The 25681-nt window shown below is 41.2% G+C and carries 24 protein-coding genes; 7 read left to right on the top strand and 17 right to left on the bottom strand.

Annotated elements, in window-relative coordinates:
• Window positions 1-121: 121 nt before the first annotated feature.
• From EG365_RS12070 to EG365_RS12050, 5 genes are all read left to right on the top strand, one after another.
• Window positions 122-691 (top strand): TetR/AcrR family transcriptional regulator, encoded by a 570-nt coding sequence (locus EG365_RS12070; protein ID WP_000044601.1) that lies wholly within the window; start codon window positions 122-124, stop codon window positions 689-691.
• Window positions 688-2331, top strand: coding sequence for an MFS transporter (locus tag EG365_RS12065; RefSeq protein ID WP_000047785.1), 1644 nt, complete (start codon window positions 688-690; stop codon window positions 2329-2331). The genes EG365_RS12070 and EG365_RS12065 overlap by 4 nt, the downstream gene beginning before the upstream one ends.
• 40 nt (window positions 2332-2371) lie before the next feature.
• On the top strand, window positions 2372-3505 hold the full coding sequence (locus EG365_RS12060; RefSeq protein ID WP_001278637.1) for an HlyD family secretion protein: 1134 nt from the start codon (window positions 2372-2374) through the stop codon (window positions 3503-3505).
• A 66-nt stretch (window positions 3506-3571) separates the two neighbouring features.
• A complete protein-coding gene (locus EG365_RS12055; protein ID WP_000459527.1) occupies window positions 3572-4453 on the top strand; it encodes a 1-aminocyclopropane-1-carboxylate deaminase/D-cysteine desulfhydrase in 882 nt (293 codons plus the stop codon).
• Between the two features lie 117 nt (window positions 4454-4570).
• Window positions 4571-5770 carry an NAD(P)/FAD-dependent oxidoreductase gene (locus tag EG365_RS12050; RefSeq protein ID WP_000071502.1) on the top strand — a complete coding sequence of 400 codons (1200 nt, stop codon included), beginning with the start codon at window positions 4571-4573 and terminating at the stop codon, window positions 5768-5770.
• Window positions 5771-5782: 12 nt separating this feature from the next.
• On the opposite strand, the gene EG365_RS12045 is transcribed toward EG365_RS12050, so the two are convergent.
• From EG365_RS12045 to EG365_RS12035, 3 genes are all read right to left on the bottom strand, one after another.
• On the bottom strand, window positions 5783-5953 hold the full coding sequence (locus EG365_RS12045) for a hypothetical protein (RefSeq protein WP_000742883.1): 171 nt from the start codon (window positions 5951-5953) through the stop codon (window positions 5783-5785).
• Window positions 5954-6081: 128 nt separating this feature from the next.
• Window positions 6082-7758 (bottom strand): mechanosensitive ion channel, encoded by a 1677-nt coding sequence (locus EG365_RS12040; RefSeq protein ID WP_001001669.1) that lies wholly within the window; start codon window positions 7756-7758, stop codon window positions 6082-6084.
• Between the two features lie 227 nt (window positions 7759-7985).
• A complete protein-coding gene (locus EG365_RS12035) occupies window positions 7986-8213 on the bottom strand; it encodes a hypothetical protein (RefSeq protein ID WP_000543705.1) in 228 nt (75 codons plus the stop codon).
• Between the two features lie 292 nt (window positions 8214-8505).
• On the opposite strand from EG365_RS12035, the gene EG365_RS12030 reads away from it, so the two are divergent.
• A complete protein-coding gene (locus tag EG365_RS12030) occupies window positions 8506-8925 on the top strand; it encodes a hypothetical protein (protein WP_002000170.1) in 420 nt (139 codons plus the stop codon).
• A gap of 47 nt (window positions 8926-8972) precedes the next feature.
• Here the strand turns inward: EG365_RS12030 and EG365_RS12025 are convergent, their stop codons facing one another.
• Window positions 8973-9734: a ferredoxin--NADP reductase gene (locus EG365_RS12025; protein ID WP_000021170.1), complete on the bottom strand. Its 762-nt coding sequence runs from the start codon at window positions 9732-9734 to the stop codon at window positions 8973-8975.
• An 86-nt stretch (window positions 9735-9820) separates the two neighbouring features.
• Between EG365_RS12025 and gigC the strand changes: the two genes are divergently transcribed.
• Complete coding sequence (gene gigC / locus EG365_RS12020) at window positions 9821-10708, top strand: LysR family transcriptional regulator GigC (protein ID WP_001242992.1); 888 nt, start codon at window positions 9821-9823, stop codon at window positions 10706-10708.
• Window positions 10709-10727: 19 nt separating this feature from the next.
• Here the strand turns inward: gigC and EG365_RS12015 are convergent, their stop codons facing one another.
• The 13 genes from EG365_RS12015 to nuoC form a co-directional block, all read right to left on the bottom strand.
• Window positions 10728-11021, bottom strand: a complete 294-nt coding sequence (locus tag EG365_RS12015; protein ID WP_000806838.1) for a cold shock domain-containing protein — start codon at window positions 11019-11021, stop codon at window positions 10728-10730.
• Between the two features lie 116 nt (window positions 11022-11137).
• Window positions 11138-11773: a uracil phosphoribosyltransferase gene (upp, locus tag EG365_RS12010; RefSeq protein WP_001007343.1), complete on the bottom strand. Its 636-nt coding sequence runs from the start codon at window positions 11771-11773 to the stop codon at window positions 11138-11140.
• 100 nt (window positions 11774-11873) lie between these two features.
• Window positions 11874-13370, bottom strand: coding sequence for an NADH-quinone oxidoreductase subunit NuoN (gene nuoN, locus EG365_RS12005; RefSeq protein WP_001011955.1), 1497 nt, complete (start codon window positions 13368-13370; stop codon window positions 11874-11876).
• Between the two features lie 2 nt (window positions 13371-13372).
• Window positions 13373-14971 carry an NADH-quinone oxidoreductase subunit M gene (nuoM, locus tag EG365_RS12000; protein ID WP_000429844.1) on the bottom strand — a complete coding sequence of 533 codons (1599 nt, stop codon included), beginning with the start codon at window positions 14969-14971 and terminating at the stop codon, window positions 13373-13375.
• A gap of 1 nt (window position 14972) precedes the next feature.
• Entirely contained in the window at window positions 14973-16862 is a 1890-nt protein-coding gene (gene nuoL / locus EG365_RS11995; RefSeq protein WP_000121137.1) for an NADH-quinone oxidoreductase subunit L, read from the bottom strand.
• Window positions 16859-17167 carry an NADH-quinone oxidoreductase subunit NuoK gene (nuoK, locus tag EG365_RS11990; protein WP_000529822.1) on the bottom strand — a complete coding sequence of 103 codons (309 nt, stop codon included), beginning with the start codon at window positions 17165-17167 and terminating at the stop codon, window positions 16859-16861. The genes nuoL and nuoK overlap by 4 nt, the downstream gene beginning before the upstream one ends.
• Window positions 17167-17685 carry an NADH-quinone oxidoreductase subunit J gene (gene nuoJ / locus EG365_RS11985; protein ID WP_014205902.1) on the bottom strand — a complete coding sequence of 173 codons (519 nt, stop codon included), beginning with the start codon at window positions 17683-17685 and terminating at the stop codon, window positions 17167-17169. Before nuoJ ends, nuoK begins: the two co-directional genes overlap by 1 nt.
• Window positions 17685-18227 carry an NADH-quinone oxidoreductase subunit NuoI gene (gene nuoI, locus EG365_RS11980; RefSeq protein ID WP_000276693.1) on the bottom strand — a complete coding sequence of 181 codons (543 nt, stop codon included), beginning with the start codon at window positions 18225-18227 and terminating at the stop codon, window positions 17685-17687. The genes nuoJ and nuoI overlap by 1 nt, the downstream gene beginning before the upstream one ends.
• 18 nt (window positions 18228-18245) lie before the next feature.
• Complete coding sequence (gene nuoH / locus EG365_RS11975; RefSeq protein WP_001070989.1) at window positions 18246-19262, bottom strand: NADH-quinone oxidoreductase subunit NuoH; 1017 nt, start codon at window positions 19260-19262, stop codon at window positions 18246-18248.
• A gap of 3 nt (window positions 19263-19265) precedes the next feature.
• Window positions 19266-21950, bottom strand: coding sequence for an NADH-quinone oxidoreductase subunit NuoG (gene nuoG / locus EG365_RS11970; protein ID WP_000190953.1), 2685 nt, complete (start codon window positions 21948-21950; stop codon window positions 19266-19268).
• Between the two features lie 11 nt (window positions 21951-21961).
• Window positions 21962-23293 (bottom strand): NADH-quinone oxidoreductase subunit NuoF, encoded by a 1332-nt coding sequence (gene nuoF, locus EG365_RS11965; protein WP_001091095.1) that lies wholly within the window; start codon window positions 23291-23293, stop codon window positions 21962-21964.
• Complete coding sequence (gene nuoE, locus EG365_RS11960; RefSeq protein WP_000973142.1) at window positions 23290-23799, bottom strand: NADH-quinone oxidoreductase subunit NuoE; 510 nt, start codon at window positions 23797-23799, stop codon at window positions 23290-23292. Before nuoE ends, nuoF begins: the two co-directional genes overlap by 4 nt.
• A 13-nt stretch (window positions 23800-23812) precedes the next feature.
• Window positions 23813-25600 (bottom strand): NADH-quinone oxidoreductase subunit C/D, encoded by a 1788-nt coding sequence (gene nuoC, locus EG365_RS11955; RefSeq protein WP_000852150.1) that lies wholly within the window; start codon window positions 25598-25600, stop codon window positions 23813-23815.
• Window positions 25601-25681 lie beyond the last annotated feature (81 nt).

Genomic DNA, 25681 nt, shown 5'->3' with positions numbered 1-25681 from the left:
ATAAAAATGGAAAAGAGATAAATTATAAAAATTGAATTTTCATGTTTTTACAATTTAGCTATTCACAACGGACAAAAATGTCCGTTAAATATATCATCTTTAAATTTTCCAAATCAGTGACATGAGTAAACGTCAAAAAATTGCAGCCCATAATCGGGATGAATTACTCAATGCAGCCGAGGAATGCTTTCGTATTCATGGTATTAATGTCCCTCTACAAGTCGTGATTGACCATGCAGGTGTAGGTAGAGCGACGTTCTACCGCAACTTTTGTGACCGAAAGGCTTTAATTAGCGCCCTTTTAGAGCGTGCGATTACACAGCTAGAGCAAAAAGCTGCTCATTTTCAACAATTCGAAGATGGTTTATTTCGTTTAATTGAAGGACATATTGCACAACTTCCCAAGCTCGCAATTTTACAAGATTTTTGGAGAGTGATTGATCGACAAGATCCAATTATGCTAAAAATTTATGAACGGCGAAATAATGCACTTAAGCCACTGATTGAAAATGCAATAGAACAAAAACTGTGCCGAGCTGATCTAACTGCTGATGACTATGCAATGGTCACAGCAATGTTGGGTTCTTCATTTCAAGGACATGAACCTGAAGAACAGACCCGCTTAGCGAAACGAGCAATTGAATTACTATTTCATGGTATTCAAGTACAAAAAATTCGAGGGATAGAATGAGTAAAACGCCTCGTTATTTAGAAACGCCACCTGACTGGACACCAGAAGAACAACCGACTTTACCTGGTTCGCCAGCAGCGATTGCGCATTCTGTACCTAAGCGATTTCTTTATTTTTTTATTGGTCTGTTTGTCGCTATTTCAGCAAGCTTAAGTAATGGTTTCATTACGGCAAATTTGCCCTTAATCCAAGGTGAGTATGGCCTGACACCTTCTGAAGCCGCTTGGCTTCCTGCTGCTTATGTAATGGCCAATGTCAGTTCGAATCTGATTTTGTTTAAAGCTAGGCAACAATATGGTCTGAGAGTCTTTTCAGAAATAGGACTTGTTATTTTTATTGCCGTGCTGGTTTTGCACATTTTTGTGCATACCTATGAAATGGCCTTGTTCGCTCGGGTTGTAGCAGGTTTAGCTGGCGCACCACTTAGCTCTTTAGGTATGTATTACACCATGCAAGCTTTTAAAAAAGCCGACATGGCAAAAGGTATATATATTGCCTTTGGTTTTCAGCAGTTAGGTGTACCGCTCGCCTGGATTATTTCCCCTTTTCTTGTGAGTACAGACAGTTGGTCTGTTCTTTACACCTTTGAACTCGGCTTAGCACTTTGTTGTTTAGCAATGGTGGTTTCTTTGAAATTACCACGTAGCTTACGAATCTATGTTTTCGAAAAACAGGATTTCTTCACCTTTGCTTTACTGGCGCCAGGTTTTGCATGTCTATGTATTGTGCTGACACAAGGCCCAATCTTGTGGTGGTTTAACAGTGAATGGCTTGCTTATGTATTAATTGCAGGTTTTAGCTTAGTTGTTTTAGGTTTGATCTATGAACATTATCGTGCCAATCCATTAATTATGACACGTTGGTTAGGCGCCTCCTCAACCCTACGCTTTATCTTTGGTGCTTTTGCCATTCGTCTTTTAATGTCAGAACAAAGTTATGCAGCCGTTAATTTCCTAAAAACTATGGGAATGGGTCCAGACCAATTTGTTCCACTCTATGTGGTCATATTGGTGGGGATTTTAAGCGGAACTCTATTTAGTGCGCTTACTTTCTCGCGTGAACGAATTATTTTTCACTTACTTTTTGCAGAGTTTTTGATTCTCATTGCCTGTGGACTAGATTATCACCTTACGAGCGATGTACGGCCTTCAAACTTCTTTGCAAGCCAGTTTTTAGTAGGCTTTGCCGGCGGCCTGTTTATCGGTCCTTTACTTCTAATTGGATTTGCGCAAACTTTGGCTAAAGGTCCTTCGTATGTAGTGACTTTTATTGTCTTATTCTCTGCAACCCAAACATTTGGTGGCCTTGTTGGCTCATCTTTTTTCTCGACCTATCAACAACATCGTACACAAAACTATCAAGTCGAGATTATTAAAGATTTGGAACAAGCTGACCCACTAGTTGCTCAAAGGCTTTCTACCTATCAACGTAGTGCAGCCATCACAACAAATGACCCCGCATTACAAACAGCTCAGTCTATGCGCTCACTTAATCAAGTGGTTACTCGTGAAGCTCAGGTCCGTGCTTACAATGATGTGATTGCATTAAACGGTATTTTTGCCGTCGCCTTACTCTTATGGGGCGGATTTAATATTGCACGTAGTAAATACCTACAACGCAGAGGAATTAGCCGCCCTTAACGGCTTATGTTATTGATGAAATAGAAATTGAGATTGATATATGTCAGATGATCAAAATAAACCGGAACAAACCCCTGCTCAAACATCTAATAATGAGCCAACGCCTGCACCTGCACCTGCACCTGCACCTGCAAGTAAACTGATTCCGACAAAACGCTCAACCCTATTATGGATGTTGGGTGTGCTTATTATCGGTATTTTAGTGATTTTGTGGGCATGGAGAATTGGGCCTTTTGCCACAAGTGTGCAGCAAACTGACAATAGTTATGTTAAAGGTAAAACTACCATTTTATCCTCGCAAATTAATGGCTATGTTAAAGATGTATTGGTAAAAGACTTTGACCATGTTAAAAAGGGTCAAGTATTAATGCATATTGATGCCACCACTTATGACCAAAAAGTAGCACAAGCGGCTTCAGGGGTAGAACAGGCCAAAAATACTTTAGCCAATCAAACTCAGTCAATTGCTCAAAAACAAGCAGATATTGTGGCTGCGCAGGCTAAAGTAGAACAAGTCAGGGCTCAATATGAACTTTCTTTAGCACAGCTTAGACGCTATCAACAGCTAGGGAATAGTGGAGCAGCTTCTAAATCTGAGCAAGATAAAGCCGCTGCTGATGCCGAAAATAATCTTGCAGCCCTTAAACAGGCAGAGGCCAATGTTCTAGTTGCCAAAGAAGCACTTAAAACAGCTCAAGTCGCAGAAGCAGGCTTAGAAGCACAAGTTTCCAGTGCTAAAGCACAGTTAGACCAAGCTCAAACCACCAAAGACTATAGTGTTATTGTTGCTCCAATGGATGGACAACTTGGTGAAGTAAACCCTCGTGTTGGGCAATATGTGGCCGCAGGATCACAGTTACTCTATCTGATTCCACAGCAAACTTGGGTGATTGCCAACTTTAAAGAAACCCAAATTGCCAATATGCGAATTGGACAAAAAGCGTGGTTTACAGTCGATGCAATGAAACATAAAAAATTTACAGGTCATGTTGAACAAATCTCTCCGGCCGCGGGTTCCGAGTTCAGTGTACTAAAACCGGATAATGCAACAGGAAACTTTACCAAAGTCGTTCAACGGATTGCCGTGCGTATTACCATTGACCCAAATCAGGAAGGAATGGAACACTTACGCCCTGGTATGTCAGTGATTACTTCTGTCGACACAAGCTCTTAATCAGCTTTTTAAAAACCTCTTTAAAAAAGCTACAATGTGATCAATCATTATTTTTCTCAATTTCTAATGTTTGATCACATTGCCCAACCTATCTCCTATCAGCACGTTGAACTATCCTTCCCTGTTCATCTCGACATTAAACGTTTAGATTTAGTTCATCCTCAAATTTCGGGTAATAAGTTTTTCAAATTAAAATACAATTTGCTTGCTGCAAAAGAACAAGGTTTATCAAGCATTTTGACTTTTGGTGGGGCTTACTCAAATCATATTGCTGCAACAGCTTATGCAGCTCATCTTTTTGGTTTAAAAAGTATAGGAATTATTCGTGGTGAAGAGTTAGCTGGTAAATCACTTAATCCCACCTTGGCAAAAGCTCAAAGTTTAGGAATGCAGCTACATTTTGTCTCTCGCCATGAATATCGCTTACGAGATGAAGCAAATTACCTTAAACAATTACAGCAACAATTTCCGCAGACCTATATCATTCCCGAAGGTGGTTCCAATGAACTGGCAGTTCAAGGTTGTCAGGAAATCCTGAGCCAATATGACTTAGAGCAATATGATGTGATTTGCTGTGCAGTCGGAACTGGCGGAACGATTTCAGGTCTGATTGAAAGAAGTGCAGCACATCAGAAAGTCTTAGGATTTTCGGCTTTAAAAGGTAATTTCTTACAACAAGAGATTAGGCAATGGACTAAAAAACAAAATTGGTCTTTGACAGATGTATACTGCTGGGGCGGTTATGCGAAAACCTCACCTGAACTATTCGCATTTATTGAAAATTTTGAAGAGCAATATACGGTCCCCCTTGAACCGATTTATACCGGAAAAATGATGTTTGGTCTGTTTGATCTTATAAAAAACAATTATTTTCCAGCGAATACACGCATTTTGGCAATTCATTCCGGTGGTTTACAAGCCGATATTAGAAATAGACCTCACGCATAACTCACCCGCTTTTAGAAGGCCTTATCCCTTACCTGTATAAATGTCCTTAGCATGAGTAAGTGCTGGCATGATAGTATATGCCCCTTTTTAATTTTTACGACTAATCGAGAACTTCTTATGTCTAACAGTCATGTCGATGTCATTGTCTTAGGTGCAGGTGCTTCTGGACTCATGTTGGCTGCACATGCTGCTAAACGGGGACGTTCGGTCTTAATTTTAGAAAAAGCCAATAAAATTGGTAAAAAGATTTTAATGTCAGGCGGTGGGAAATGTAACTTTACCAACCTCTATGTAGAACCTGAAAACTATATTTCTCATAATCCGCACTTTGTTATTTCTGCCCTATCACGCTATAGCAACTGGGACTTTATTGGTCTGGTCTGTGATTATGGAATTGCCTATGAAGAACGTAAACACGGGCAATTATTTACGCTAAACGGCGCTAAAGAAATTTTAGAGATGTTGGTGAGTGAGTGTAATAAAACAAACAATGTCGAAATCCAGACCCATTGTGAGGTTGGACAAGTCGATCCATTAGAACAAGGTGGTTTTTCAGTACACACCAATCAGGGCCGTTTTAGCTGTGAATCATTAGTGGTTGCTACAGGTGGATTATCCATCCCAACTTTAGGTGGCTCTGGTTTTGGCTATGAATTGGCACAAAAATTTGGACATACAGTTTTCCCAACCCGTGCTGGTTTAGTACCATTTACTTTTTCAGATCATATTAAAGAAGTCACTACACGCCTAAGTGGTAATGCTTTAGATGTGACTCTAACTAACTCGAAGAATAGCTTTACTGAAGCATTATTATTTACGCATCGTGGTTTGAGTGGTCCAAGTTCTTTACAGCTTTCAAACTATTGGAATACAGGTGAAAGTTTTAAAATCGACTTTTTCCCGAGCCAAGATTTAGCAACTTATTTAAAAGATAAAAAGAAAGCCCAACCTAAAGTTTTACTGCGTACTCTTCTGAACGAATTTACGGCAAAAAGTATCGTACAAGAGTTACAACAACTTATATGGCCAGAGCAGAGCGAGACAGCAATTGGTAATATCAGTGATGCACAGCTAGATCATATTGCCGAGCAGCTACATGGTTTTATTGTTAAACCATCAGGCACAGAAGGATATCGTACTGCTGAAGTTACCTTAGGTGGAATTGATACAACTGAAGTTTCATCTAAAACACTCGAAAGCAAAAAGCAGAAAGGACTATACTTTATTGGAGAAGTACTTGATGTGACTGGCCACTTAGGAGGCTATAACTTCCAATGGGCTTGGTCTTCGGCTTATGCAGCAGCACAATATGTTTAAATGATGAATAAGCTAATTTGATGCTTTTGAATCATTGGATGATTTTTCAGAATCATGCTTATGGCTTGTTGTCTGTTTTGATGATTCAGATTTGCTAAATACAAATTTATAAGCACTTGCTAAAAAACCAACGGTAATCCCAGCAATTACAACAGGTGCTAAAAAACGACCAGGTTTTTTCATCGTATTTTCCTCACTTATTTGTTTTTATAGCTGTCCAAGACAGAACGACCACTCAATATAGAGTGGTCGAACTTATCACAAAAATCAAAGATTTTTTGTACTGTTTATCTGAAAATTAGTTACACCTACTAAATTTCATCATTTTCGCCAGTAGAACCAAACGGTTTATTTACTGGTGGTTGTGATGGATTTACTTGTGCAGAATCAGCTGGTTTTGCATCAGATGAAACTGTTGTTGATGGTGCAGTTGTAGTCGTTGACGGAGTTGAAACCGTAGTCGAACTACCTGTTGTCTTATTATTAGTAGGCGGTTGATATAAAGGATTTGGTTGACTTGCCTCTTTCTTAGCTTTATCCAGTAAATCAGATAAAAGTCTTTCTGCTGGTTGACGCCCCCCCAAACCAAATGCAAGAGCGAAAGCAACTGCAACTGCGCCTAGCGTTAAGCCGAACGCAAGGTTTACGATCGAATCGGCAATACCCATCGCTCTTAAACCAAGTGCAAGGACTAAACCAATAATCAAGACACGAACCAAACTACCTAACCAACGCGAACTATTATATTCACCGCGTTGAACAACGTTCGCCACAACATTTGCAAGCCAGAAACCAATCACCAAGATTACAGCGCCCAATAGAATGTTTGCACCGAAATGGATAAACATTGCGATTAGACCACTAATCTGATCGAAACCAAGACGGTCAGCAGCTTCAGAAACTGCAAACAACATGGTAAAGAACACGATTAGCCAACCAACGGCATTAGAAACTTTAGTTTGACCTAAAAAGCGTTGTACATCTAATTTTGCTGGAATTTCATCAACACCAGTTCCTGCAATTAACTCAGCAACCAAGCGACCAACAAAACGTGAAACAATATAAGCAACCAGTAAAATTAAACCAGCAGCAATAATGTTTGGAATAGCTTGTAAAATTTCATTGAGCATTGCTGTTGCTGGCTGAGAAATAGTCTCAATACCTAAAGCTTCAAATGCTACAATCAATGTCGTAATAATGATGATGGCAAAAACAAATGAACCTAAGAATTTGCCTACATTTGAATTTTTGAAAAGACCAATTTTTTCCGCTTGAGATTGCACACCTAAGCTATTAATTAATCCTTCAACAATACCGCGTACAATTTTTGCCAAGATATAACCAACAAAAACGATAACGCCAGCAATAAAGATATTTGGTAAGAATGCTACAGCATCATTTACCATATTTTGAACCGGAATCAGTAAGCCTGTTAATCCTAAGATTGAAAGAACAATCGGAAGGAAAAGTAACAATACAAGCCAGTAAAGAATTTCACCAATATTCTGGCTAATTCCCCCTACACCCACTTCGCTGCTTAACTTATCATCAAGTTGAGTTCGGGATAAAACATTGGTCACCCCCGCCCGCACCAGTCGAGCAACGATCCAGCCAATAAAACCCACCACTACAGCAGCAATAATATTTGGTATATAGACGAGTACCTGATTAACCATGTTGCTAAATGGACCGCTCACTCCACTAATGTTGAGCACATTTAAAGCAGCAACAACGGCGAGAATCAGAATAAACCAGAATACGACTTTGGAGATCAGACCTTCTATATTGGGTGTACGTCCAGTCGCTGAAGATAATTTCGCATTGGTATTTACTTTTTGCAGAAGTTTTTTTACACCTGCCGCCACCAATAAAGCGATGATCCAGCCTACCAGTAAGATGACAATTGCAGCTAAAATAGGATGAAACTGATCCCAGTAATACATCGCATCAAACTGAGCGCCGCGAGGCCCATTAAAAAATTCATTCATATTGTTATGTCCTCAATTGTTATGTTCTTTTCAGTGTTATCACTAAATGAAAAACACCAGTTCGTTGTAAAAAATGACGATAAATGCGGTCTATGTCACCTTATGTTTTGAATATTTTTCAATCAACAACCTTCTGCATAAATACAACAAATTGATGCAAAAGATTGCAAAAAAAGCCTTCAGGTCACATCCTAAAGGCTTTTTATCACGATATACTGGTTAGCTTATTACCCTTCATAGGTCTTCAAATCAGAAGTACCACTGATGACTTGTGGTATGGTCTCATGTTGAAAAGCGGCTTCCTCTTTTGGCGTTTTGCTGTGATCAGCAACCATATAAACCACAAGTGCGAGAAGAAAAAGCCCAACAATAATTAAAATATAAACTGGCAATCTTCTTTTTTTTGCAGTCTCTTCCGGACTCGTCACATGAGGCGGTTTTGAAAAATCATGCATCTTCTTTCCCCTCTTCTATTATCATTAACTTTATATTCATCATAACAATTTGATTTGTTGCATTGTGTGAAAAAGCATTATGAGAAGGTGTCTACGGTTGCAAAACTCTACTTTTAAAAATATTAATTTAGTATAAAATTTAGCCGCTTTAATTATAACGTTTTAGAATCTAACTTCTCGATATTCAGAATCTTCACTAAAGTCCGATTTGTAATACAATATGTTTTAGCCCTTACTTTTTATAAAATAGGCTATAATAAGCCCCCTTGTTTTAAAGCTACTCAATTTTATGATGTATCGTCAGCAAAGCGTAACTCTTGATCTCGACACTGACGTCACACATCAATGTTATTTGCATCAGACAAGAGATGACCATCTCATTGGTATTATTGAATTTAATAAACCAAGTTATGAACTCAAATGGGGTGATCTTGAATATTTCCGTCGCCGCACCGAAGAGTTCTCGGTCATGCCATTTCCTGAATGCATTAATGCGATGATTGTTGATATTCGTAATATCAATGTATTTCTGGACAATGAAGTTCCAATTTTACCGTGGCGTTTACTCGAAGAAGATTGTCCTGTTCGCCTAGTTGTTCCTCAAGACCGCCTTGAACACTATGCGGGATTATTTGAACCAACATGGCTTTCAACAGATGTCGACAGTGCGATTGCAGAGATCCGTGAGTTTATGGATATGTTTGTCCATTAATAAACATATCCATAAAAAATTTTCTTAAAATATTTTACTTCCTGTTTTTACCAGTAATTTTCTACCGCAATATTTCCTTCACCACGACGATTCATTGTAAGACCACGGCGTTTTAGAGCCTCTTTCGTATCATCAACCATTTGTGGGTTTCCACAAAGCATGACATGACTTGATGCTGGGCTGAGTTCTAAGCCTGCTACTTTTTCTAGCTCACCATTTTCGATTAACACGGGTAAGCGTTCATGTAACGGTGCAGATGGATCTCGGGTAATGATAGGAATAAATTTAAAACCTAAATGTCCTTCCCCAAAAGTTTCAGCAATCTCTTGAATACGGTCAACATAAGCCAGCTCAGCCGCAGTACGAACACTGTAAACCAAGTTAATTTTCTGGTAATTAGACCAAGTTTCAAAGTCTTGTAGCATCGACAAAAATGGAGCCAAGCCTGTACCTGTTGCCAGTAACCACAGATCATGCGGTAAAGGCTGTTGATAGCGTGCCAACGTCAGGTAACCATATGGAATTTTTTCCAAATAAAGCTCATCACCGACTTTCAAATGCTGTAGATTCGAGGTGAAGGCACCGTCTGGTACTACAATTGAGAAAAACTCTAGCGTTTCATCAAACGGAGAAGACACCACCGAATACGCACGGACAACCAGCTCATCTCCTACCTTTAAACCAATACGCGCAAATTGCCCTGCCGTAAATTTAAAATGCGAAGGACGCGTCATGGTAAAACTGAAAAGTGTTGGGGTCCAACGATGAACAGATAAAACTTTTTCTACGCTAAATTTTTCAATTGACATGATTTCAACGTGGCATGAAATAGTGCGCTCATGTTAGCATGACAGCCGAAATAATGAATACTTTTAAACGTTAAGGCTTTTTAAACATGCGGATGACATTACGCCAGTTGGCTGTTTTTGTAGCAGTCGCCCAAGAAGGAACCGTTACTAAAGCCAGTGATGCGGTCAGACTGACGCAAAGTGCAGCAAGTATGGCTTTAGCCGATTTAGAAGACGGCTTAGGTGCTCCTTTATTTGATCGTTTAGGTAAGCGCTTGCAGCTAAATGATCTTGGACGTTTTCTGCTTCCCCAAGCATTAGAAATTTTAGGCCGCTGTGAAGCCTTTGAACAAGCAGCCAAGGGTGAGTTACAGAGTATTGACCTTCGTATCGGGGCTACTTTAACCATCAGTGATTATCTCATGCCAGATTTAATGGCTAACTTCTTACAACGTCATCCACAAGCACATTTACAACTTCAAGTTGGTAACACACGCCAAATGATTGAAGCTGTAAATCAGTTTCAGCTTGATTTAGCTTTAATTGAAGGGTCTTGTCACTTACCTCAACTCCAATGTATTCACTGGCGTGACGATGAGCTAGCAGTGTGCTGCTCACCTGACCACCCGTTAACACGTTTAAATCGCCCACTTACCCCTCAAGATTTTCATGACGTAGAATGGATATTACGTGAAGAAGGTTCAGGTACTCGTGAAGTCTTTGATAATGCAATTTTGCAAGATTTACCAGATGCAAACATTCGTTTGACGCTTGGACATAACGAAGCGATCTTAAAAATAGTGGCTGGTGGTTTAGGAATGTCGTGTATTTCAAAGTTAGCGATTGAACCTTTAAGTGAAAAAGGTCAACTTGTTATTTTAGATACCCCATTTTGGCAACTTACCCGCCCTCTTTATATGCTAGTGCACCGCCAAAAATATCAAGGTCCGGGCCTTAAAGCATTTTTAAAATTTTGCGATGAAGATCAGGCTTAAAGCTTGATCTTCACATTCATTAGCGGCGGAAATTAGACAATAACTCACTTGTGATCGCTTTATTGTGATCAGCAATTTTAGTTTTCTTAGTCTTCGCAGGATTAGGATCAATACGCTCAATCTTAACAGCTTTAAATTTTCCTCGATTATCTGCAGCAAGAAATCTCACTTTTTCATTTCTTTTCGGTTCACCTTCGGATGCAGGAAAATCAGAAATATGAAAGAAAATATCTCCTTCAGTCGTCGAAATAAAACCAAATCCTTTATCGGCGTTATATTGTTTTACCCTTCCAGTATAAAACTCTTGCTTCATGATTTTTCTCCCTACTTTCCCAATGCAATTACTGTAGTAAATAAAAAGAGACTTTCATGTCCGCTCTTAAAAGTTATACGGCTTAATGAAGTCTCTTTTTATCGTTATTTCAAAAATTAGTCTTTTTGAACACTACCAAAAATCTTGTCACCAGCATCGCCTAAACCTGGAACAATATAACCATGTTCATTTAAGCCATTGTCAATAGATGCAGTATAAAGCTGAATATCAGGATGTGCTGCCTCTACTTTCGCGATTCCTTCAGGTGCTGCAACTAACACCATAACACGGATATCTTTACATCCACTTGCCTTTAATACATCAATAGCAGCAACTAAAGAATTACCTGTTGCCAACATTGGATCAATGATCATGGCAATACGGTTAGCGACATCAGGAACTAACTTTTTATAGTAAGTACGTACTTCTAGAGTTGCTTCATCACGCTCAAGCCCTAACACACTTACTTTTGCACTTGGAATTAGGTTAAGCACACCATCAAGCATACCGATACCTGCACGCAAAATCGGTACAATCGTTATTTTTTTACCCGCGATACGCTGAGTAGTAACATTGCCAGCCCAACCTTCAATCTCACAATCCACAACTGGTAAGTCTTTCGTCGCTTCATATGTCAATAACATAGTCACTTCCTGAGCAAGCTCACGGAAATTCTTGGTACTGATGTCAGCACGACGTAATAAACCTAATTTATGACGAATAAGTGGGTGACGAATTTCTTGAATGGCCACAGATGTTACCTAAAAATATAAAAACGTATTTATTATAATCTTTTTTTAACTATCAATAAAAAAAAGCCTCCATATTTGGAGGCTTTTTTGTACACAAGAATTATTGTTGCTGTGAAAGCATGAAATGTAATGGAGATAAAATTTCTGCTTTTAATGCCAAATTAATCATTGGATCTGGATAAACACCCAAAATAATAACTAATGCAGCAGCAGCCAATACCATTAAACCACCCACTTTTTGTCCCCAATGTGCATCAGCATCAATACGAGGAGTTTCAGGTGGAGTCATATACATAACAACCATCACACGTAAGTAGTAATACAAACCAATACCACTACCCACAATAATCATTGCAGCTAAGAACCAGTGTTGAGTTGTTACAGCAGCCATAACAACCAAGAACTTACCAATGAAGCCTGCTGTTAATGGAATACCAGCCAAAGATAACATCATGACTGTTAATGTTGCTGTAAGTACTGGACGGCGCCAGAACAAACCACGGTAGTCTGCAAGGCTTTGCGCTTCATCTACGTTGTTATATGGGCTAGACATTAACGCTACTGCACCAAAAGCACCAATAGTCGTTAATACATAAGTCACCACATACACAGTTACGCTGCCCAAGCTTGCATATGTCATGCTGATTAAAGCAATTAACAAATAACCAAAGTGAGCAATAGATGAATAACCCAAAATACGCTTTAAGTTGACCTGACGAACAGCAAGCAAGTTACCGACTAAAATTGACAATACCGCAATGATTGTCAAAACAGTCACTAGCGAGTTCACCATGATTGCGCCAGAAGCAAGCAAATAACGTACGAACAAACCAATTGTTGCAACTTTAGCAGCAGTCGCCAAGAACGTTGCCATTGGAGCCGGTGCACCTGCATATACATCTGGTGTCCATTTATGGAACGGTGCAAGCGACAATTTGAATGCAACAGCGAAAATAATAAGTGCTAAACCTAATAACACCATTGGCTGTTTGATTGCACCAAATAAAGCTTGTACAGAATCATAGAATGAAAGCGAACCAGTGTAAGCATAGATATACGCCATCCCCATCAACAACATTGCAGAAGCTGTTGCAGAAAGCACAAGATACTTAATCCCTGCTTCAAGCGACTGACTACGTTGATATGTATAAGCAAGTAAGCCGTATACAGGAATCGACATTAACTCAAGGCTAATGAAGAATGATGCATAGTGTGAACTTGCAACCATCAACATTGCACCTGCTACAGAAGCAAGTAACAAAAGATAGAGTTCTTCGCGGTTGTCTTTATAAGTCTCAATATATGCATGAGACAAAGTACAGCAAGCCAATGATGCAACTAAAATCATGAATTGATAGAACATGGTAAATGGATCAACCATAAACATGCCCATCACATTTGCCGGCACAAATTTACCGCCAAATAATTCTAATAAGATATAAAGTGCAGCAAGGTTTAAACCGACAACAGAGGTTGTTGCGATTAAATTATGGTTACGCTTAATTGAAATTAACAGCATGACGACGACTGCTGTCAAAGCAACAATCATCACTGGTGCTAAAGGCATAAGCGTAGAAAATGATACTGTGAAGTTCATGATTATTGGATCTCCACATGGTCAAGTTGAGTAGCTGTTTGCTGAACAGTTTCAACGACTTCTTGTACTGGTACATAACTATTGACCAACCACTGCATGCTTGAATGAGATACATCCAAGAATGTTTGTGGATAGATACCAAGCCAAACGAGACCAATCGCACAAATCATCAAAATACTAACTTCACGAGCAGATAAGTCTTTTAATGGACTAGTGTAGTGTTGCTTTTGTTCAGAGTTTGGTTCACCAAACAAAGCACGGTGAATCAAGATCAAACCATACAAACCTGCAAATACAAGGCTGATAGAAGCAATGATCGTGAATACAGGATATTTATTAAATGAACCCATCAAAATCAGGAATTCACCAATAAAGTTACCTAAACCTGGCACACCAACAAGAGCTGCGACGAAGAACATTAAGAAGAACGGTAAATACTGGAGCTGACCACGAAGACCACCCATCAAACGTAAATCACGTGTATGTAAGCGCTCGTAGATTTGACCAGACATAATGAACAATGCAGCTGATGACAAACCATGTGCCAACATCATGATCATTAGACCTTGGAAGGTCAAAATATTACCTGCATAAATAGCAAGTAAAACGAAGCCCATATGTGAAATCGACGTATACGCAAGTAAACGTTTCATGTCAGTTTGCTGGTAAGCACACCACGCGCCGTAGAAAATACCAATCAAACCGAAAATAATTGCAATATCTGCAAACTGTGCAGAAGCTGCCGGGAAGAATGGAATTACAAAACGAAGCAAACCGTACGCTGCTGTTTTAATCAAGATACCCGCCAAGTCTACAGAACCCGCTGTAGGTGCTTGAGCATGGGCATCCGGTAACCAGCCATGCAATGGGAAAACTGGTAACTTCACTGCAAAACCAATAAAGAAGCAGATCATGAAACCATACGCGAAGCCAGCAGGTAAACGATTCGCTACAGCTAATAAATAGTTGTAATCAAAACCGATCATACCAGTCATCATGTAACCATAAACCACAAGGCCAAGGATACCGATTAACATTACTAAACCAGCGATTTGCGTATATAAGAAGAACTTGGTTGCAGCGTAAACACGTGAACGACCGTTTGAACCCTTATGACCCCATAACGCAATCAAGAAGTAGATTGGTACAAGCATCATCTCCCAGAAGAAGAAGAATAGGAACAAATCAATTGCCAAGAACACGCCGATAACGCCCCCTAAACTCCATAACAAGTTTAAGTGGAAGAAACCAACATTCTTTTGGATCTCACCCCATGAACAACCAACAGCAAGTACACCAAGTAAAGCTGTTAATAACACCATGAGTAAAGACAAGCCATCTACTGCTAGGTGAATGCCAATACCGAGAGATTGAATCCACGGTAAGTAAAACTCAGCTGTCCAAGTTGGGACTTTTGAGCCTAACTCGTAGCTATAAGTACCACTTTGCCAAAGTGCAAGACCTAAGCCCAACGTGATGAGCATACCAATTAAGGCGATCCAACGTGGCAAAGTTTTGTCGAGTTTATCGACTAACCAACAAGTAAAACCTGCAATGAACGGAACAAGGATCAGCGCGGGTAAAATTAAATTGTTTTCCATTTTATTTCCCCACTACCTGAATAACGATCAAGATCATCAATAACACCACTACACCGAGTGACATGCTTGATGCGTATTCACGCAATGAACCTGTTTGACGTGAGCTGGTGAAACTGTTTCCGCCTTTAACAAGCGCAGGAAGAACAAGCCATAAGCTGTCAATCGGATCACGACCAAATAGTTTGGCGAAGAATAAATAAGGTTTAACAAAAACGATGTCATACAACGCATCGAAACCAAATGCAGTACGACAAATATGAGCTAAGCCAGCACCAAGACTTGTTTTTGCAAACGATTTTACTGCACCGTAAGCAAATGCAAATAGACCAATACCAACAGCTAAACCAACAAGCGCGATACCTACTGCTAAATGCTCTGCCCCATGCATGCCTTCAACAAATTGTTCAGCAACATGGAATTCAGGAATTTTTGCCGTATTCAAAATATTTGCTACCGGAGCTTTTAATGCAGCGCCCACAAAAGTAGACAATACGGCCAAGATACCTAATGGAGCCCAGTAAGTAGCACCTTTAATCTCATGGTAATGTGTATTTTCTTTACCGAAGAATACAACCCAGATTAAACGGAAGGTATAGATTGAAGTCAGGAATGCACCTGCTACACCAGCCCAATATAAGCTGTTATATAAAGCAATCGATTGACCTTGTACCCAAACCTCACCAAGAATCGCGTCTTTAGAGAAGAAGCCGATAGTTAAGAATGGGATAGCTGCTAATGCACCGCCACCAATCGCAAAACATGCAAATAGGAATTTGTTTTTGTAGAACAAACCACCCATTTTGAAAATATTTTGTTCGTGATGGTAAGCAAGAATAACTGCACCAGAAGACAAGAATAATAATGCTTTGAAGAATGCGTGAGCCAACATGTGGAACAAGCCAGCTTGATACGCTTCAGCACCTACAGCCATAAACATATAACCAAGCTGACTCATAGTTGAGTAAGCCAAAATACGTTTGATGTCTGTTTGTACGAGAGCAGCAAAGCCTGCAACTAATAAAGTTACAGCCCCTGTTACCGAAATGAATTGCATCACTTCAGGCGCAAGTTCAAATACGCTGAATAGACGACAGCACAAGTACACACCAGCTGTTACCATTGTTGCTGCGTGGATTAATGCAGAAACAGGTGTAGGACCTGCCATAGCATCTGCTAACCATGTTTGCAATGGAATTTGTGCAGATTTACCAGCAGCACCCAAGAACAACATTAATGCAGTCCAGATGGTAAGTGACGAACTCTTCGTCATTACTTCTGCTGCGTGTTCAACGATATACTGAGTATTAAGCGTACCAAATTGTTGGTAAAGCAAGAATAAAGCGATAAGTAAGAATACGTCACCTACACGGGTAACTGTAAATGCTTTGATCGCTGCCCAACCATTTGCAGGGTTTGCATAATAGAAACCAATCAGCAAGTAAGAGCATAGACCTACGCCTTCCCAACCTAAGAATAACAACGCTAAGTTGTCACCCAACACAAGCAAAAGCATGCTTGCAACGAACAGGTTGAAGTAAGAGAAGAAGCGCGCATACCCTTCTTCACCACGCATGTACCATGATGCAAAGATGTGGATTAGGAAACCAACACCCGTGATCATGCCCATCATGAGTAAAGATAAGCCATCTAAATGTAAGCTAATGCCAGGCGCGAAACCACCAACATTAAACCACGTCCAAAGATTTTGAACAAAAACTTGCTGGCCGCTACTGGTAAATGCCATACCAGCAATCAATGCAAATAATGCAGATAAACCTACAGAACCTACACCAATAATTGCTGCAACATTTTCAGAGAGCTTATCACGCCCAGCCGCCAATAAAATAAAACCGATTAGCGGAAATAATACTGTTAGATATAAATAACTCATCCGCGCATCTCACTAGCAGCATCCACATCCAAATGATGGAAGCGATGATAGAACTGAAGGACAATCGCAAGACCGATACACGCCTCTGCCGCAGCAAGGGTTAAAATCAGAATGAACATGACTTGTCCATCTGGTTGTGCCCATACGCTACCCGCAAGAACAAATGCTAACGCTGCAGCATTCATCATGATCTCAAGGCTCATTAACATAAATAGTAGGTTGCGTCGCACCATTACACCGTAAAAACCGAGTGCAAAAAGAATGGTTGCAACAATCAAACCATGTTCTAAAGGGATCTGGCCCATTATTCTTTTTCCTCTTCTGCACCTGGTTCACGTTTACCTAAGTGGTATGCTGCAACAAGGGCTGCTAGCAATAACATCGCGGCAACTTCAACCAACAATAAATAGTGTGTAAAGAGCGCTTGACCAACAACTTTTGGTCCAATTACTTGTGCTCCAAGTGGTGCAGAGATGGTTGTATATTCACCACCAAGCATCCAAACTAAAAGTAAGCCAAGTAAAAAGCTCATGAGTGCTGGATATGCCCAAGCATCCGAAGAAAGCCATTTACGCTCTTGTTCAACTGTGTGTTGCCCTAAGTTAAGCATCATCACAACGAATACGAACAAGACCATAATCGCACCAGCATAAACAATGATTTCGAGGGCGCCGGCAAACGGCGCACCTACGATCATGAAAATACCAGCAACAGCAAGCAATGAAACAATCAGACTAAGCAATGCATGTACAGGGTTCGTGTTAGTCACTACACGAACCGTAGAAACGATGGCCACGAGCGCCATCAAATAAAACGGCCACATCATGGTAATAGACTCCGTACATCGATTGGTGCACTTTCTTTTTGTGCTTGACCTTTCTCTTTACCGTTAATTGCCATACCAGTTACACGGTAGAAGTTATAGTCTGGGTATTTACCTGGACCTGAAATGAGCAAGTTTTCTTTCTCATATACGAGGTCTTGACGTACGTATTCGCCCAACTCGAAATCTGGAGTTAGCTGAATCGCTGTAGTTGGACATGCTTCTTCACACATACCGCAGAAGATACAACGAGAGAAGTTGATACGGAAAAATTCCGGATACCAACGTCCGTCTTCTTTTTCAGCTTTTTGCAGTGAAATACAGCCAACCGGACATGCAACCGCACAAAGGTTACATGCCACACAACGCTCTTCCCCGTCCGGGTCACGTGTCAAGATAATACGACCACGATAGCGAGGTGGTACAATTTCCTCTGCTGGTACTTCTGGATAAAGAATTGTGTCACGTTTACGGAAACCATGGGTAAATACCATGAATAACGTCCGAACGATTGACCCAACTCCAGCTAGAATTTTATACATTTTGTACTCCCTGCTGTCTTAGGCCTGATTCATCAGAATCACAGCACCAGTTACCAATAGGTTAACCAACGCCAGCGGCAAACAAATTTTCCAACCGAAGTTCATGACTTGGTCGTAACGTGGACGCATTAAAGAACCACGTGCCAATACAAACATCATTACGAAGAATGCTGTTTTAATCACAAACCAGAACACTGGTGGAACAAATGGAATTTCTAAATTGAATGGAGCTAACCAGCCACCAAAGAATAAAGTCACGATCAATGCAGAGATAAGTACAACGTTTACATATTCAGCAACGAAGAACATACCCCATTTCATACCGCCATATTCAACATGGTAACCTTCGGCCAATTCTTGTTCTGCTTCAGGTTGGTCAAATGGGTGACGGTGAGTTACCGCAACACCTGCAACAACGAAAATCAAGAAACCTAAGAACTGTGGAATGATGAACCAAACATCACGTTGAGCTTCAACAATTTCACGAAGGTTAAATGAACCAGCGATTGCAACCACACCCATTAGCGAGATACCCAAGAACACTTCATAAGAAATTGTTTGAGCAGCTGAACGCAAACCACCGAGTAATGAATATTTGTTATTTGATGACCAACCACCGAATAACACTGCATAAACCGCAATACCAGCCATTGCCATAAAGAACAACAAACCGATGCTCATGTCCGCAACACCCAATGCAGGGCTTACAGGAATAACCATGAACGAAAGCACCGCAGTTGCCATCGCAACTGCCGGAGCTAAACGGAAAGTTAATTTATCAGCAAATTTTGGTGTCCAGTCTTCTTTGAACATGATCTTAAGCATGTCGGCAACGATCTGGAACATACCACCAGGACCAACACGGTTTGGACCATAACGGTCTTGCCACCAAGCAAGCAAACGACGCTCAATGAAAGACATCAACGCTGCAACAAGAACAACAACAAGCAAAATCACAACTGCTTGAACAACAGCGTAAGCAATTGGCCAGTTCTCAGCCCAAAGTGGCGTTTGACGTATAATTTCTTGATTCATGAATTACACTCCTAATGCCACTGAAACAGGTTCAGCTAAAGATACTGTCGGAGCTAAACCAACTGGGTAACCAATATAACCTGTAGGTAAATATTCGATTACTTGTACAGGTAAGCTCACAGTTGTTTCGCCTGCTTTTACTGTAATACGTTGGCCTTCTTGTAGATTCAAACGTGTTGCGTCTTGTTCGCCCACAGCAAACACAGCTTCAGGAATACGAGTTTCCATTGCAGGTGTTTTAATTGTGAATTCGCCAGAACCAAAGATATGGTGCATTGGTACAAGACGGAAGCTTTCAGGATTTGCAACTACAGCTGTTGGAGCGACATAGCTACGTGCTGGACGTTTTGCTAAACGGTCGAATAAACGAACGCCTGAATCACCACCTTTTAAGTGACCACCCACTTCATCTTGGTATTTGTTCCAAGATTGTGGAGAGTTCCAACCTGGCGCCCACGCAAATGGTACAAGCGAAGAAGCTTTTTGCGGACCAACATAACCTTCCATAGAGAATGTTAATGCTGAGTCTGGATCTGTCGGTTGTTTAGGTTCATGAACTGATAAAGGCGCACGCATTGCTGTACGACCAGAATAACGACGTGGTTCACGAGCAATTTTCAAACCATGTACACGGTAGCCAGCGTCTGGTGCAACATCTTGAATTGCTTCAAGTACCGGAACGTTCTTCACGATTGTTTCGATTACGTCGTCAAGTACTGTCCAATCAATTGGTTTGCCTTTAAGGCCAGTTTCAATGGCATGCAACCAACGCCAAGATTCTTTAATCGCGTATTCAGGTTTGTAGTAGCTTGGATCGTAAACTTGGTAGAAGCGTTGTGCACGACCTTCTTGGCTTACGACAGTACCATCACCTTCGGCAAAGCTTGCTGCTGAAAGTACAATATCAGCCTGTTTCACAGTTTCAGTTTCACTATGATCAAGCACGATTACTGTTTCAGCTTTATCAAGTGCTGCTTTAACTTGAGCGGCCGGTAAACGACGGAATAAGTCATTTTCAACAATAACAAGTGTGTCGTAGTCTTGAGCAAATGCTTGTTCAAGGCTTAAGCCACCAAATAATGCCAAGCCCATAGAGTTCACTTCAGGAACAACAAGGCTTAAACCAGCTTTTGAGCCAAGGTTTTGCGTTAACTCTGCTGCTGCCTCCATAATTGAAGCATCTTGCAAGCTCGTACCCGCAATAATTAACGGTTTGTTTGCTGCTTTTAAAGTGTCGGCAATAGTTTGAGCAAATGCTTTTGCATCATCATCTAAACCATTAACTGTTTCGCCTTTAACTGCCGCAGCAACTGCAAAACCTAATCGCGCAATATCATTTGGAGATGCAACAACTTCACCAGTCGCAACATCCGCAAGGCGAGTTTGAGTTGCAGCCAAGATATAGATCGGAGATTTCGCTTCCTGACCAATACGTTGTACAGGCTCAGCCAACCAGTCCGGTGTACGTGTTTTTGCAGCCATTTCGCGAGCTTTGTTTTTTGCAGCTTGACGAACTGACAATGCCATACGTGGAGCAGTTTGAGTTAAATCTTCACCCAAAATTAATACTGCATCGTAGCTTTCAATTTCACGCATATTCGGGTTGTAAATGCCCTCTGTTTGCATGATTGAAGCAGCAAGTTCAACGAGGCTTTGCTCTTTTTGTGCAACACCTGTTGAGTAGTTTGCTTGACCTACTAGTTCACGCAATGCGTAATTTGATTCTAAGCTTGCACGTGGCGAACCGATACCTAGAACTTTTTTACCTTCAAGTTTCGCAATTGTTTGGTCCAACGCTTGGTCAACAGAAACAGTAGCTACTGTTTCGCCATTACGGAACTGAGGTTGACGTGGACGATCTGCACGGTTTACATAACCTGTGCCAAAACGGCCTTTGTCACAAAGGAAGTATTGGTTAACCGAACCATTGAAACGGTTTTCTACACGACGGATTTCGCCATAACGCTCACCCGGAGAGATGTTACAACCTGAAGAACAGCCATGACACACGCTTGGTGCATATTGCATATCCCATTTACGGTTATAGCGCTCTGAATGAGTCTTATCGGTAAATACACCAGTTGGACATACTTCAGTCAAGTTACCAGAGAATTCAGACTCTAAAGTACCTGATTCTGGACGACCAAAGTAAACACGTGATGCATTGGCATATACACCAAAGTCTGTACCGCCTGCATAATCTTTGTAGTAACGAACACAACGATAACAAGCAATACAACGGTTCATTTCATGTGCAATGAATGAGCCTAGTTCTTGGTTGTAATGTGTACGCTTAGTAAAACGATAGCGACGACGGTCGTGACCTGTCATTACAGTCATATCTTGTAAATGACAGTGACCACCCTCTTCACACACTGGACAGTCGTGTGGGTGGTTGGTCATTAAGAACTCAACAATAGATTCACGGAAATCTACCGCTTCTTTGTCTTCAATCGAAATATAGGTATTGTCAGATGCTGGTGTCATACATGACATCACAAGACGTCCGCGCGTATCTTCAGGATTTGCATACTGAGTTACGGCACATTGACGACATGAACCAACAGAACCTAAGGATGGGTGCCAACAAAAATACGGAATATCAATGCCAAGGGATAAACATGCTTGTAGCAAGTTTTCTGATCCATTGACTTCGTACGATTTTCCATCGACATGAATTGTAGCCATAGTCGAATCCCTTAAGCTTGTTCTACGTTGCTAGTTTGCACGACAGGACGATCAGTCACTTTCGCTTCAAACTCGCTACGGAAATGTTTGAGTGCGCCCATAAGCGGCTCCATCGCACCTGGTGCGTGAGCACAGAAAGTTTTACCAATCCACAATTTACGAGTAAGTTCTTGTAAGTGGTCGATATCTTCTTTCTTACCTTCACCTGTCTCAAGTGCTTTAAGCGCTTTAACAGCCCATGGCAAACCATCACGGCAAGGTGTACACCAGCCACATGATTCACGCGCAAAGAATTCTTCCAGATTACGGGTCAACGACACCATACATTGGGTCTCGTCTACCACCATTAATAAACATGTTCCTAAACGAGAACCTGCTTTCATAATGGTTTCAGCATCCATTGGTAAATCAATGGTATCCGCCGGTAAAAAGTCAGTAGACGCACCGCCTGGTAACCATGCTTTAAGCTTCAAGCCATCACGCATACCACCAGCATGTTCTTCGATTACTTCACGTGCAGTCGTACCAAATGGTAGTTCCCAAAGACCAGGGAATTTTACTTTACCTGAAGCACCATAAATCTTTGTGCCCGGATCTTTTGATTTACCTGCTGATAAACCGATATACCATTCTGGACCACGAAGCATGATTGCTGGCAAGTTGTTATAAGTCTCAACGTTGTTCACAATCGTTGGACGCCCCCATGCACCAGCAACTTGCGGGAATGGTGGTTTAGTACGTGGGTTAGCACGGCGACCTTCAAGTGAGTTAATCAATGCAGTTTCTTCACCACAAATATAACGACCTGCACCAGTGTGCACGTGTAACTCGAAGTTCCAGCCAGAACCTAAAATATTGTCACCTAAGTAACCTTTAGCGCGGATTTGCTCAAGCGCTTCATTTAGGTATTGTGCAGCCTCAATATATTCACCACGAATAAAGATATAACCCTGAGTTGCTTCTAGGGTATAACCTGCAATCAACATACCTTCGATCAATTGGTGAGGAAGTTTTTCCATCAACAAACGGTCTTTAAAGGTACCTGGTTCCATCTCATCGGCGTTACAGATCAAGTAACGTGGACCGCCATCATTTGGCGCCATAAGAGACCATTTGATCCCTGCAGGGAAGCCTGCACCACCACGACCTTTTACAGTTGCAGCTTTAATGACTTCAAGAACTTCAGCAGGTTTCATACCTAATGCTTTTTTAAAGCCGGCATAACCTTCAAGTGCTTCGTAATCGTCAGCACTACGTACTGATTCTTGTTTGCTTAAACGCCAAGTCAGTGGATGAGTTTCCGGATTACCGTCGCCATAAATTGGTTTTGGTTCAGTATTCATACATACTTCTCCAATAACTGTTTGATTGATGTCACTTCTACTAAACCGTGAGTATCTTCATCAATCATTAACGTTGGGCCTTTGTCACAGTTGCCTAGACAGCAAATTGGAAGCAGCGTAAAACGACCATCTTGTGTCGTTTGACCAAACTGAATACCTAATTCGCGTTGGAATGCTTCAGCAAGTGTTTCAGCACCCATCAAGAAGCAAGCAATTGAATCACAAAGCAAAATTACGTGGCGACCCACAGGTTGGCGATAGATACGGTTGTAGAACGTTGCTACACCTTCCAAATCTGCAACACTAATCGTTAATAATTGTGCGATGGCGTTCATTTGAGCATCATCTACCCAGCCATTACGGCGCTGTACGCACTTTAATGCATCTAAAGAAGCTGCACGTGGGTATGGATAGTGACCAATGTGATGTTCAATTTCGTGGATTTCTTCAGCAGTCAAAATCCCTTCAACATTCACACGTGGTTTTTTATCAGTCAGAATCATCATTTTGCGTTACCTCTTAGCGATCCACGTCAGCCATAACCACGTCAATGGTCGCCAGATAAATGATTAAGTCAGATACTAAACTGCCGTTAATCACTGAAGGAATTTGCTGTAAGTGAGTAAACGTCGGTGTACGGATACGAGTACGATAACTCATCGTTGCCTTATCCGAAGTCAAGTAATAAGTACTTGCACCCTTCACAACTTCAGTCATGAATGACGCTTCACCAGCAGGCATGACAGGACCCCATGACACGCTCAAGAAGTGCGTAATCAAAGTCTCAATATCTTGTAACGTCTTATCTTTTGGTGGTGGAACAGCCAATGGGTGATCCGCTTTATATGGACCAGAAGGCATGTTATCCAAACACTGTTTGATAATTTTGAGTGATTGTTCAATTTCACGGAAGTGAACAAGTACACGAGCGTACGCATCGCCTTCATACTCAACCGGAACTTCGAAGTCGAAGTTTTCATAGCCACTGTATGGACGATATTTACGAACGTCGAAATCAATACCTGTTGCACGTAAACCAGTACCGGTTACACCCCATGCAAGTGCAGATTTGGCATCGTATTGAGCAACATTACGTGTACGACCAATAAACACAGAGTTTTTAAATGCAGCTGTGTAGTATTCGTTCAAACGTTTTGGCATCCAATCTAGCAATTCTTTAACAAGTTTTTGCCAGTTGTTTGGAAGGTCATGTGCTGTACCACCAATACGGAACCATGCCGGGTGCATACGGTAACCCGTAATTGCTTCAACGATATCGTATACTTTTTGACGGTCTGCGAACATATAGAATACTGGGGTCATACCACCGGCATCCTGAATTGCCGTACCACAGTAAAGTAAGTGGTTATTAATACGGAACAATTCGTTCAACATGACACGAATCACTTGTGCACGCTCAGGAACTTTAATTCCAGCAAGCTGTTCAACAGCCATGACATATGGCATGTTTTGCGCACAACCACCCAAGTAGTCAACACGGTCAGTATAAGGAATGAAAGAGTGCCATGTTTGACGCTCAGCCATCTTTTCCACACCGCGGTGGTGATAACCGATATCAGGAACACAGTCCTTCACTTCTTCACCGTCTAACTGCAATACAATACGGAATGCACCGTGCGCAGATGGATGGTTAGGACCCAAGTTCAAGAACATGAAGTCTTCGTCAGCGTTACCACGCTTAAGACCCCAGTCTTCTGGTACAAAGCGTAAGTGTTCCTGTTCGAAATCTTGCTTCGCTTTGTCTTGCATGTACGGCGTATATTCTGTCGCACGTGCTGAATATTCTTTACGAAGCGGGTGACCTTCCCAATAAGTTGGTAACAAGATACGACGAAGCATTGGATGCCCTTCGAAATTGATACCGAACATATCGTAAGCTTCACGTTCATACCAGTTGGCATTTGGCCAGATATTCGTCGCTGTCGGGAGGTTAAGATCGTTTTCGTTCAAGGCAACCTTGATACGAATGTCACTATTACGCTCAAGCGATAATAAATGATAGAACACAGTGAAGTCAGATGCTGGCAAACCATCACGATGTTGACGTAAACGCTCATCCATCGCTGATAAGTCAAACAGCATTACATAAGGACGTTCCACTTTACGCAGGAACATGAGGACTTCTTGCACGCGTGCGCGCTCAACCCAGACTGTTGGAAACTCTTCAAAAGTCGCCTGCACATAGAAATTCTCACCAAATTTGGTTTTGAGCTCTTCTACGATTGCAAATGCTGGGCGTGAATCAACTGGTGTTGATTCTGGCATAGCAATGTCAGTTTCAGCCATTGGCTTGGCTTCCTATTTAATACAAATTCTGTCAATTTTCTCGATGAACATATCGGTTAGATATATCAAAACACCGTCAAA

This window comes from Acinetobacter sp. FDAARGOS_494, from assembly GCF_003812225.1.
GTDB lineage: Bacteria > Pseudomonadota > Gammaproteobacteria > Pseudomonadales > Moraxellaceae > Acinetobacter > Acinetobacter baumannii.
This window is presented reverse-complemented; position numbering and strand designations above follow the sequence as displayed.

Excerpts from the sequence above, each read along its gene's own strand:
- EG365_RS12070 (WP_000044601.1), top strand. The coding sequence starts at position 122 with ATGAGTAAACGTCAAAAAATTGCAGCCCATAATCGGGATGAATTACTC.
- EG365_RS12065 (WP_000047785.1), top strand. The coding sequence starts at position 688 with ATGAGTAAAACGCCTCGTTATTTAGAAACGCCACCTGACTGGACACCA.
- EG365_RS12060 (WP_001278637.1), top strand. The coding sequence starts at position 2,372 with ATGTCAGATGATCAAAATAAACCGGAACAAACCCCTGCTCAAACATCT.
- EG365_RS12055 (WP_000459527.1), top strand. The coding sequence starts at position 3,572 with ATGTTTGATCACATTGCCCAACCTATCTCCTATCAGCACGTTGAACTA.
- EG365_RS12050 (WP_000071502.1), top strand. The coding sequence starts at position 4,571 with ATGTCTAACAGTCATGTCGATGTCATTGTCTTAGGTGCAGGTGCTTCT.
- EG365_RS12045 (WP_000742883.1), bottom strand. The coding sequence starts at position 5,953 with ATGAAAAAACCTGGTCGTTTTTTAGCACCTGTTGTAATTGCTGGGATT.
- EG365_RS12040 (WP_001001669.1), bottom strand. The coding sequence starts at position 7,758 with ATGAATGAATTTTTTAATGGGCCTCGCGGCGCTCAGTTTGATGCGATG.
- EG365_RS12035 (WP_000543705.1), bottom strand. The coding sequence starts at position 8,213 with ATGCATGATTTTTCAAAACCGCCTCATGTGACGAGTCCGGAAGAGACT.
- EG365_RS12030 (WP_002000170.1), top strand. The coding sequence starts at position 8,506 with ATGTATCGTCAGCAAAGCGTAACTCTTGATCTCGACACTGACGTCACA.
- EG365_RS12025 (WP_000021170.1), bottom strand. The coding sequence starts at position 9,734 with ATGTCAATTGAAAAATTTAGCGTAGAAAAAGTTTTATCTGTTCATCGT.
- gigC (WP_001242992.1), top strand. The coding sequence starts at position 9,821 with ATGCGGATGACATTACGCCAGTTGGCTGTTTTTGTAGCAGTCGCCCAA.
- EG365_RS12015 (WP_000806838.1), bottom strand. The coding sequence starts at position 11,021 with ATGAAGCAAGAGTTTTATACTGGAAGGGTAAAACAATATAACGCCGAT.
- nuoN (WP_001011955.1), bottom strand. The coding sequence starts at position 13,370 with ATGAACTTCACAGTATCATTTTCTACGCTTATGCCTTTAGCACCAGTG.
- nuoM (WP_000429844.1), bottom strand. The coding sequence starts at position 14,971 with ATGGAAAACAATTTAATTTTACCCGCGCTGATCCTTGTTCCGTTCATT.
- nuoL (WP_000121137.1), bottom strand. The coding sequence starts at position 16,862 with ATGAGTTATTTATATCTAACAGTATTATTTCCGCTAATCGGTTTTATT.
- nuoK (WP_000529822.1), bottom strand. The coding sequence starts at position 17,167 with ATGGGCCAGATCCCTTTAGAACATGGTTTGATTGTTGCAACCATTCTT.
- nuoJ (WP_014205902.1), bottom strand. The coding sequence starts at position 17,685 with ATGTGGCCGTTTTATTTGATGGCGCTCGTGGCCATCGTTTCTACGGTT.
- nuoI (WP_000276693.1), bottom strand. The coding sequence starts at position 18,227 with ATGTATAAAATTCTAGCTGGAGTTGGGTCAATCGTTCGGACGTTATTC.
- nuoH (WP_001070989.1), bottom strand. The coding sequence starts at position 19,262 with ATGAATCAAGAAATTATACGTCAAACGCCACTTTGGGCTGAGAACTGG.
- nuoG (WP_000190953.1), bottom strand. The coding sequence starts at position 21,950 with ATGGCTACAATTCATGTCGATGGAAAATCGTACGAAGTCAATGGATCA.
- nuoF (WP_001091095.1), bottom strand. The coding sequence starts at position 23,293 with ATGAATACTGAACCAAAACCAATTTATGGCGACGGTAATCCGGAAACT.
- nuoE (WP_000973142.1), bottom strand. The coding sequence starts at position 23,799 with ATGATGATTCTGACTGATAAAAAACCACGTGTGAATGTTGAAGGGATT.
- nuoC (WP_000852150.1), bottom strand. The coding sequence starts at position 25,600 with ATGGCTGAAACTGACATTGCTATGCCAGAATCAACACCAGTTGATTCA.